Annotated in this window: 8 protein-coding genes; all 8 read left to right on the forward strand. The window is 40.5% G+C overall.

What is annotated here, in order from left to right; translation table 11 throughout:
- On the forward strand, positions 1-1,334 hold a 1,334-nt coding region (locus A7985_RS25220), incomplete at its 5' end, for an RHS repeat-associated core domain-containing protein (RefSeq protein ID WP_176716811.1).
- A gap of 8 nt (positions 1,335-1,342) precedes the next feature.
- Positions 1,343-1,984, forward strand: coding sequence for a hypothetical protein (locus A7985_RS25225; protein WP_065793139.1), 642 nt, complete (start codon positions 1,343-1,345; stop codon positions 1,982-1,984).
- Positions 1,985-2,239: 255 nt separating this feature from the next.
- Positions 2,240-3,211 (forward strand): transposase, encoded by a 972-nt coding sequence (locus tag A7985_RS25235; protein ID WP_065793141.1) that lies wholly within the window; start codon positions 2,240-2,242, stop codon positions 3,209-3,211.
- Between the two features lie 501 nt (positions 3,212-3,712).
- On the forward strand, positions 3,713-4,321 hold the full coding sequence (locus tag A7985_RS25240; protein WP_065793142.1) for a hypothetical protein: 609 nt from the start codon (positions 3,713-3,715) through the stop codon (positions 4,319-4,321).
- Between the two features lie 325 nt (positions 4,322-4,646).
- Positions 4,647-5,618 (forward strand): transposase, encoded by a 972-nt coding sequence (locus tag A7985_RS25245; RefSeq protein WP_065793143.1) that lies wholly within the window; start codon positions 4,647-4,649, stop codon positions 5,616-5,618.
- Between the two features lie 198 nt (positions 5,619-5,816).
- On the forward strand, positions 5,817-6,038 hold the full coding sequence (locus A7985_RS27200; RefSeq protein WP_141685448.1) for a putative toxin: 222 nt from the start codon (positions 5,817-5,819) through the stop codon (positions 6,036-6,038).
- Positions 6,035-6,751, forward strand: a complete 717-nt coding sequence (locus A7985_RS25250) for a hypothetical protein (protein ID WP_065793144.1) — start codon at positions 6,035-6,037, stop codon at positions 6,749-6,751. Before A7985_RS27200 ends, A7985_RS25250 begins: the two co-directional genes overlap by 4 nt.
- 188 nt (positions 6,752-6,939) lie before the next feature.
- Positions 6,940-7,172 (forward strand): RHS repeat domain-containing protein (locus A7985_RS26315; protein WP_141685449.1); only part of this gene is annotated, 233 nt, incomplete at its 3' end.

Here is a 7,172-nt window from a genome sequence, read left to right on the forward strand (position 1 = left end):
CAGACAATAAACTCCGGCTTATTCAGCGCTTTGAATATGATGTATGGGGTAAAAAGTCGACGGTTGGGCGAGACAACGACCTGTACTCTGAGCACTATGTCAGCGACCATCTAAGTGGCCTATTTGGCACAACACCGCGTAACCTGCGCAGTTATACGGGGCACGAGCCAGTGGCACTGGGAGACGACAACCGCATCCTTCATATGAATGGTCGGATCTACGATGCAGATACCGGACGCGTGATGCAGGCCGATCCGGTGGTGCAAGCGCCCATGAATTTGCAGAACTATAACGCGTACTCGTATGTGTTGAATAATCCGTTGAGTTATACGGATCCGAGTGGGTATTTGTTTAAGAAACTGCTAAAAGCTTCAATGAAGCTAACTGGCGATTGGTATGTTCATAAGTTTCTCAACAAGGTGCCGTGGCTTAAGAGTATTGTCAGCGTAGCGCTGAACTTTATACCAAGTTGTCAAGTATGGTGTACGGCTGTCTTTACTGCACAGTCGAATTTTGTGGCTACCGGAAGCCTTAATGGCGCATTAAAAGCGGGAGCAATTTCTGCTTTAAGTGCCTATGCATTCAGCCAAATTGGAGATGCATTCGGCGCTGAGTCTGGTTTTTGGGAAACGGGAGGGGCAGCCCACATAGGAGCTCATGCACTGACTGGTGGGGTTATTTCTGAGCTGCAAGGAGGTAAGTTTGGGCATGGCTTTTTGTCCGCTGGACTTACTAAAGGGGCACAAGTTGCGGGCCTAGTATCCATGGACAATATTGTTATAGGTACCGCACAGTCCATGGTGGTATCAGGGACAATATCTAAGCTTACAGGAGGCAAGTTTGCCAATGCAGCCGTGACAGGTGCATTCCAGTATTTGTATAATGCGAAGGGAAAAAGCTTTGCTAAGTCCGGAAAAAACTTGCTTGAATGGTTACTCGGTGGTCGTAATCTAACGCCACAGCAGAGAGCAGCCGAATATGGCCGCGAGCTGATGGACGCGGGGTTGTCCGCAGAAGAAGCAACTAGGAGAGCTAATAAAGAGTTTGGAAATATTCATGGTAACTCTAAGTCTAGCTTAAAAGAACAACACTTGTACCTTATTGAAGATGTTGATGGAAATATAAAAAAAATAGGTATCAGTGGTCAGCCATTGAATAAAAATGGAAGTTCACCACGTGCTAACACTCAACTTACTGAGGGGGATACAGCAGTTATATTGGAAAGTGGAATACCTGGCAGGGCTACAGCTCTTCAGAAAGAAGGACAAGTGGTTGAAGGTTTACGTAAAGCTGGTTATGAATTGCCAGATCAAAAGAGGCCAAAGATAAAGTGATAAAAAAAATGAAAGTTTCTGAGTTTAGCCTTTGGGCATTTAAGTTAGACCTTGAATTATCTAGACAGTTTACGCTATTTAATCGTTGCGTATGTGCTCACTTTGAAAGACATTTAGGCTCGGTGGAGACGAATGGGATATATAGAGTCGTTATTAAGTTGTCAGATTTAGATGAAAGAGAAGGGAAAATAGAAGTGAGTAATTCCGTTCTAAAATATTATAGGACTTTTAATTTTTCATTTTTTCAAAGCTTAGATACCCTAAAGAAAAAAGAGTTACTACTTACTGAGCTTATAAATTCACTTATTCAACTGTGTGATTCAGAGGGCTGGCCAAAGAAACCTTTTTTGGATGCGTATGATAGTGTTGTGAAAGAAAAGTTCGTAAATATATATACGATTAAAAGGAAGCAAAACCGAAGTAGGACACTTGAAGCGCGAATTATTGCAGATCATAACGAAACAACATTCGACTGTTTTTTGAACGTCAACGATAAAGATGGAAACCTGTTGGTAAATGAGAAACTGTTTTCTGAAGAGCCTGATGAATATATATTTAACTCACGTATTGGGGATATTAAGTGGCTTGATAGCTCTACCATTGTATATATTTCAAACGCTAAACAAGAATTAGCGAGATTTAGTGTGTGATAATTTAAATAGACATAAAATTAAAGAAAACAAAAAAATTAAAAATTAAAGTTAATGGAGATGGCTTTATTCCAACCACAGCTCCAGAAAATAATTTTAAGAAGACACCCATTTTAAATTTGGTAAAAGCTGAGTGTCGCCTATCTTTAAAGAAAATTTTAATAAGAAATTTTAAGAAGACACCCATCTTAAATTTGGTAAAAAACTGAGTGTCGCCTATCTTTAAATAACGGTTAAAAGTTAGGCGCTCAATTCATGGCAACAGCACGAAGTCGGCAAGTTAGCTTGGAGGATACTAAGTACTATCACTGCATATCACGATGCGTAAGGCGCGCGTTTTTGTGCGGAGAAGATAAAGTAACGGGTAAGTCTTATGAGCATCGAAGAGGGTGGGTTGAAGAGAAGCTACTACAACTTGCTAAGGTGTTTTGCATTGATGTGTGTGCGTATGCAGTGATGAGTAACCATACACATATTGTTTTATATGTTGATGATAAAAAAGCAAAACGTCTAACGGATAAAGCCATTATTATACGCTGGCATAAGCAATTTAAAGGCACTTGGCTGACCCATAAGTTTATCAATGGCGAGTCACTGACTAACTCAGAGCGCTGTTTATTATCAGAGCTGATAGACAAGTACCGAGCGCGACTAGCTGATATAAGCTGGTTTATGCGCACGCTAAATGAAGATATCGCGCGCAAAGCCAATAGAGAAGATGGCTGCACAGGGCGATTCTGGGAAGGGCGTTTTAAATCTCAGGCTTTGTTAGATGAAGCTGCGCTGGCAGCGTGTTTAGCGTATGTCGATTTGAATCCAGTAAGAGCTAAAATGGCAGAGACGCCAGAAGAGTCAGACCACACCAGCATTAAAAAACGTATTGAAACAGCAAAAGCGGGTAAACAACCTAAGTCACTTATGCGCTTTGCAGGCAACCCAAGAAAACACATGCCAAAAGGCCTGCCATTTGAATTCAAATACTATATAGAGCTTGTTGATTTATCTGGTAGATGCATACGTGAGGATAAACGTGGGTTTATCACAGACGCTCAGCCCATCTTAGCAAGACTCAATATCCAACCAGAGAATTGGTTAAAGCTCACCACTCAGTTTACCAAGGTGTTCAAAGGTTCAGTGGGTAGGCCCGATGCTAAGCAAAAATATTGCGAGCACTTAAAGCTAAAACGACGAGGCAATCTCACTCAGTGTAGTGAGTTACTCGCTTAGTCTCTAATATACATTAACACGCCAATTTCAACGTGATTTTTAAAAGTTACGTGGTTAGTCATGTCTGAAATCCCGACAAAGTTATCAAGTTAATCAATTTATCAAAGGCTCAAAGCGAATTGAGTAATTTTTAGTGGTTTGCTTCTGCTTTGAGATATGTCGAGGGGTAGTTGTGGTATAAATTAAGATGGGTGTCATGTATTTATGTTCTTTCATGTATTTATGTTCTTAATATACATTAACACGCCAATTTCAACGTGACTTTTAAAAGTTACGTGGTTAGTCATGTCTGAAATCCCAGCTAAGTTATCAAGTTAAGCAATTTATCAAAGGCTCAAAGCGAATTGAGCAATTTTTAGTGGTTTGCTTCTGCTTTGAAACATGTCGAGGTGTAGTTGTGGTATAAGTTAAGATGGGTGTCATGTATTTAGTAGCTCAAACGTACAAATTACATCGCGGAAGCAAAACCGTGATAAGTCTGACAACTATTAGGATTTCGTTATGAGTCACACAATCAAAGATATCAAACAGCTTCCAACTGTAAAGCAGTTAATCCATATCTGCCGGTCGTTAGCGCTGTTAGATGCAATTCTAATGACAGATTGGGAATACAGATACTTTTCTTTCAATTGTTTATGGAATGAAGATGACGGTGAAATGATGGCCTCTTTGAGGGATGGCTCAGGCAGTGAATACTTTATTCTTATATCCCAGAAGGGCGCAGTAGGAAAGGTCTTTGATCCATCCATCATCTCTGATAGCGATAGTGCCATAAAGGCCATCCCAGATGCCTTTAAATCATTTGTGAGCGAGCCTGCTTTTAGTCTTGAAAATGTTTCTTATTGTTTTTGGAGAGAAGTTCAAGATGATACTTGGAATGTCGCTCCGAATGGATTAAATGAATTTCCGTTACTCAAATTCTTAACCGTTGATGCTGTTTATTACCATGAATGGGCTCAGGAATACTATGAGCAAGAAATTGATTTAGAAGCGTTAAAGTCAGTTTACAATTCGCTAGAGCTAGATGAGGATATGCTCCAAAAACTGAACCCAGAAATTGAACTGGATGATTTAGATGAAGATTTGGAAGAGATTCTAGGGAAGTTGTAACTACGTTGATATAATGATGCCGCGTCATGCGACATTTTTATGCCTACGATATATTGGCATGAACGAATTGAAGAAGACATATATGGACACTCCATTTATGTCAAGCTAAGCAAATCTATCGGGGCAGTTTTTACTGCCTCGTTATCGTTGTTTTATTCCTACCAGCTGCACTTCGATGATTAGCCACATGCAATAAAGCGTTGCTCTGACATATATCCGGGCTTAACTGTTCTTCAGAATTTTAAGAAGACACCCATCTTAAATTTGGTAAAAAACTGAGTGTCGCCTATCTTTAAATAACGGTTAAAAGTTAGGCGCTCAATTCATGGCAACAGCACGAAGTCGGCAAGTTAGCTTGGTGGATACTAAGTACTATCACTGCATATCACGATGCGTAAGGCGCGCGTTTTTATGCGGAGAAGATAAAGTAACGGGTAAGTCTTATGAGCATCGAAGAGGGTGGGTTGAAGAGAAGCTACTACAACTTGCTAAGGTGTTTTGCATTGATGTGTGTGCGTATGCAGTGATGAGTAATCATACACATATTGTTTTATATGTTGATGATAAAAAAGCAAAACGTCTAACGGATAAAGCCATTATTATACGCTGGCATAAGCAATTTAAAGGCACTTGGTTGACGCATAAGTTTATCAATGGCGAGCCACTGACCAATTCAGAGCGTTGTTTGCTGTCAGAGTTAATAGACAAATACCGAACACGACTAGCCGATATAAGCTGGTTTATGCGCACGCTAAATGAAGATATCGCGCGCAAAGCCAATAGAGAAGATGGCTGCACCGGCCGATTCTGGGAAGGGCGTTTTAAATCACAGGCTTTGTTAGATGAAGCCGCGTTGGCTGCGTGTTTAGCGTATGTGGATTTGAATCCAATAAGAGCCAAAATGGCAGAGACGCCAGAAGAGTCTAACCATACCAGTATTAAAACACGTATTGAAACAGCAAAAGCGGGTAAACACCCTAAGTCACTTATGCGCTTTGCAGGTAACCCAAGAAAACACATGCCAAAAGGGCTGCCATTTGAATTCAAATATTATGTAGAGCTTGTTGATTTAACTGGTCGATGCATACGTGAGGATAAACGTGGGTTCATCACAGACGCTCAGCCCATCTTAGCAAGACTCAATATCCAACCAGAGAATTGGTTAAAGCTTACCACTCAGTTTACCAAAGTGTTCAAAGGCTCCGTGGGTAGGCCTGATGCTAAGCAAAAGTATTGTGAGCACTTAAAGTTAAAACGACGAGGCAATCTCACTCAGTGTAGTGAATTACTCGCTTAGTCTTTAATATACCGTAACACGCCAACTTTAACGTGACTTTTAAAAGTTACGTGGTTCGTCATGTCTGAAATCCCGACAAAGTTATCAAGTTAATCAATTTATCAAAGGTTCAAAGCGAATTGAGCTATTTTTAGTGGTTTGTTTCTGCTTTGAAACATGTCGAGGTGTAGTTGTGGTATATATTGAGTTGGGTGTCATGTGTTTAGTTCTATTCCTGATGCTTTAACTGATACCCTATCAGTAGAAATAAAGGATGCACAGAAAGTTAGTTTGACGCGTCAGCTACGTATTCAAACCGAGGCCGCGAGAGCTTCAGGGCGACAATCAGTTCTAGTTACGGGAGAAAATACTTGTGTTAGCGGTACTTGCCAAAGAGCTTTTGATCAAATTATTCGTAGGAGTGACATAGGACCAAAATGATTATCGCGGGAATATTTTTTGATAACTCTAAAAGAGATGATGTAGTAGTTGCACTACGGCACCTTCCTGAGCCACTAAAGCCTGTTATATACAGTGCAGATGAAGAAAAGAGACCTAAAGGGAACTTAGTTTCTAATGAAAAAAAATTTGATTTATTTAGGAGAAAGAATACGGGCGGCTTTTTTCTGCACTCAGAAAAAGCGTTATTTGACCTTTCCTTTCCACAGGTTGGTAAAGCATCAGTATTTATTGAGTTAGCGGACGACTCCCTTTTTATATTACTTACTGATTATTTGGAAGGTTTCGCTAAACTAGGTATTGACTTTGGTTTTGCAGCTGAAAGTGAAGAATATAGTCATAGAAATCGTCATTTTATTACTCAGGGAGCTAACAAAATCGAGAGCTGGGTCGGTCGCGATCTTTATAAGTATTTGCCGGGTTTTTATTGGTTGACCTTTGTTTCAAATGATGTTGTTAAGCAGCATGGTATTGATATTGACTCAATTAGCAGGTCAGCAGAGCACGTTGGAAATTGTAATGGTGCTTTAATACGTTTCTTTGATGACCCGCGGAGTTGGCGGAACTATGCAGATCTATTGGATGATTGCTGCGAATCATCTGATGGAGTTTTTACCATCAAAGATGTCGAAAAATCGGTTTCAAATGAGATGAACTTCTTAGAGCTTAACGCTGCTCTTGCTCAATGGAAGTAAGGTGACATCTGATTTAAGAAAATTTTAAGAAGACACCCATCTTAAATTTATGTATTTATACTTGCGCAGCAACTAGAGTGGGCAGGAAGTCATGCCTTGGTTGGTGGTATTACTTCGGTTGCTTCTTAAATTAAGATGGGTGTCATGTATCTATCTACAAATATGGCCCGACTGGGTTACAAACTCAGGTGTATTCGTCAGCGGAGTCTGGGGCGAGTACATTACTTATCAGCACCCAATACGATGCGCTAGGCAGAAAAGTCAAAATGGAGGATGCTGATAGAGGGACTTGGTCATATGCTTACAATGGCTTTGGCGAGCTGGTTAAGCAAACCGATGCGCGTTTGGTGAGCACACATATACGATACGATGGGTTTGGTCGTAAGATAAAGTCGTGGACCACCTCACCAAGCAGTGACGC

Origin of the sequence: Pseudoalteromonas luteoviolacea (genome assembly GCF_001696455.1) — a bacterium.
GTDB classification, from domain to species: Bacteria; Pseudomonadota; Gammaproteobacteria; order Enterobacterales; family Alteromonadaceae; genus Pseudoalteromonas; species Pseudoalteromonas luteoviolacea_C.